Annotated in this window: 4 protein-coding genes; all 4 read left to right on the top strand. The window is 70.7% G+C overall.

Features of this window, described 5'->3' with window-relative positions; all coding sequences use genetic code 11:
• The coding region (trpD, locus tag FUT87_RS21895; protein WP_147242384.1) for an anthranilate phosphoribosyltransferase at positions 1-805 on the top strand (805 nt) is incomplete at its 5' end.
• 78 nt (positions 806-883) lie between these two features.
• A complete protein-coding gene (gene trpC, locus FUT87_RS21900; RefSeq protein ID WP_147242385.1) occupies positions 884-1,675 on the top strand; it encodes an indole-3-glycerol phosphate synthase TrpC in 792 nt (263 codons plus the stop codon).
• An 8-nt stretch (positions 1,676-1,683) separates the two neighbouring features.
• Complete coding sequence (locus FUT87_RS21905; RefSeq protein ID WP_147242386.1) at positions 1,684-2,385, top strand: uracil-DNA glycosylase; 702 nt, start codon at positions 1,684-1,686, stop codon at positions 2,383-2,385.
• Positions 2,386-2,572: 187 nt separating this feature from the next.
• On the top strand, positions 2,573-2,833 hold a 261-nt coding region (locus tag FUT87_RS21910; protein ID WP_310735291.1), incomplete at its 3' end, for a BadF/BadG/BcrA/BcrD ATPase family protein.

The following is a 2,833-nucleotide window of genomic DNA, read 5'->3' on the forward strand; positions in this document are numbered from 1 at the left end:
GGTGGACGTCGTCGGCACCGGCGGCGACGGCGCGCACACCTTCAACATCTCGACCTGCTCGATGTTCGTCGCGGCCGCGGCGGGCGCGCAGGTGGCCAAGCACGGCAACCGCAGCGTCTCGTCCAAGACCGGCAGCGCGGATGTGCTGGAGGCGCTCGGCGTGACGCTGTCGCTGCCGCCGCAGGCGGTCGCCGACTGCGTGGGCAACACCGGCATCGGCTTCATGTTCGCGCCCAACCATCACCCGGCGATGAAGAACATCGCGCCGGTGCGCAAGGAACTGGGCGTGCGCACCATCTTCAACATCCTGGGCCCGCTGACCAATCCGGCGGACGCGCCCAACATCTTGATGGGCGTGTTCCATCCGGACCTGGTCGGCATCCAGGTCCGCGTGATGCAGCGCCTGGGCGCGCAGCACGCGGTGGTGGTCTACGGCAAGGACAACATGGACGAGATCTCGCTGGGCGCGGCGACCCTGGTCGGTGAGCTCCGCAACGGCGAGATCCGCGAGTACGAGATCCATCCCGAGGACTTCGGCATGCCCATGGTCGCCAGCCGCAACCTGCGGGTGAGCGGCCCCGAGGAGAGCCGCCGCATCCTGCTGGGCGTGCTCGGCAACGAGCCTGGCGCGGCGCGGGACATCGTGTTGCTCAACGCCGGCGCGACGCTGTATGCGGCCAATGTCGTCGAGTCCATCGCCGACGGCATCGTGAAGGCGCGCGCGGCGATCGAGTCCGGCGCGGCGCGCGCCAAGCTCGACGAATTCGTCGCCGAGACGCAGCGGCAAGCCGCGGCGCAGTCCTGATCGTGGCGAGGCCGGGCCCGTGCGGGCCTGGGCGTCGACCGCCTCCGGCCCTGGCGCCGGACCTGAAGTGAGAAAACCATGTCCGACATCCTGGATCGCATCAATGCCGTCAAGCGCGACGAGGTCGCCGCCGCGCAGGCCCGCGTGCCGCTGGCCGCCCTGCGTGCCGAGGCGGAATCGCGCGCCGAGCCCACGCGCGGCTTCGCGCAGGCCTTGCGCGACAAGATCGCCGCCGGCCGCAGCGGTGTGATCGCCGAAGTGAAGAAGGCCAGCCCCAGCAAGGGCGTGCTGCGCGCGGACTTCCGTCCCGCCGACATCGCCCGCAGCTACGAGCGGCACGGCGCGGCCTGCCTGAGCGTGCTCACCGACGCGCCGCATTTCCAGGGCTCGGTCGAGTACCTGCAGCAGGCGCGCGCCGCCTGCGCGCTGCCGGTGCTGCGCAAGGACTTCATGGTCGATCCGTACCAGGTCTACGAGGCGCGCGCGATGGGCGCGGACTGCATCCTGCTGATCGTCGCCAGCCTCGCGGACGGCCAGATGGCGGAGCTGGAGGACTGCGCGCTGGGCCTGGGCCTGGACGTGCTGGTGGAGGTCCACGATGGCGCCGAACTCGAGCGCGCGCTGCGGCTGAAGACGCCGCTGGTGGGTATCAACAACCGCAACCTGAAGACCTTCGAGGTGACGCTGGACACGACGCTGGGACTGCTGGCGCAGGTGCCGGCCGATCGCCTGCTGGTGACCGAGTCCGGGATCCTGGGGCCGGGCGACGTGCAGCGCATGCGCGACGCGCAGGTGCATGCCTTCCTGGTCGGCGAGGCCTTCATGCGCGCGCCCGACCCGGGCGCGGCGCTGTCGGCGCTGTTCGGTTGAGGCCGGCGATGTCCGCGACGCTGCAGGCCATCGACTGGCAGGTCGGCGACGGCTGGCAGCCGCTGATCGACGCCTGGCGCGCGAGCGCCGACGGCCAGCGCATCGAAGCGCTGCTGAAGGAGCGCCTGGCCGCGGGCGCCGCCATCTATCCGCCAGACCCGCTGCGCGCGCTGCGGCTCACGCCGCTGACGCGGGCGACGGTGGTGATCGTCGGCCAGGATCCGTATCACGGGCCGGGGCAGGCGGAAGGGCTGGCGTTCTCGGTGCCGGCGGGGCAGAAGCTGCCGCCGTCGCTGCGCAACATCTTCAAGGAACTGCAGCGCGACCTGGGCCAGCAGCCGGCGATGTGCGGTCACCTGGGCGAATGGGCCCGGTGCGGCGTGCTGCTGCTCAACACCAGCCTGACCGTCGAGGACGGCGCCGCCGCCTCGCATGCGAAGAAGGGCTGGGAGTCGCTCACCGATGCGCTCATCGCCGCGACGGCGCGGGATGCCGCGCCCAAGGTCTTCCTGCTCTGGGGCGCGCATGCGCAGGCCAAGGCGCCGTTGATCGAGGCCGCCGGCAACGGCCACCTCGTGCTGCAGGCCAATCACCCGTCGCCGCTCTCCGCCACGCGCGGGCCGGTGCCGTTCATCGGCTGCGGCCACTTCTCCGCGGCGCGGGACTGGCTCAAGGGCAAGGGCGTCGGCCTGGAGTGGTCGCTGGACTGAAGGACTGCAAAGGGCGCTGGCCCTCCGCAGGCCACCTCTGCGCGCTTCCTCATTTCAATCGGCCATCACTGGTACGTTGGTGGTTATCATCCGCGAGCCCCTAGCGGAGCGATTTGTGCATCAAGGTTAAGTCCAGTGCGCTACCAATTGACGCTTCGCGTTTTTTGGTACTAAACTGGTATTAATCATGAACAGCCACCCCTTGGCGGACGCCTGGTCCGCGCCCTTGCAGCCGCGCTTCACCGCCGTCCGCTACCTCGTGGGGGTGGATGGCGGCGGCACCGGCACTCGGGTCCGGCTGAGCGACGTCCACGGACAGCTGCTCGGCCAGGGATGGGCCGGGCCGTCCGCGCTGGGGCAGGGCATCGCCCAGGCTTGGCGGCATATCCAGACGGCGGTCCAGGAGGCCGCGGCCAAGGCCGGCATCGAGCGCCTGCCGCTGGCCGAG

The organism is Mitsuaria sp. TWR114 (assembly GCF_007997345.1).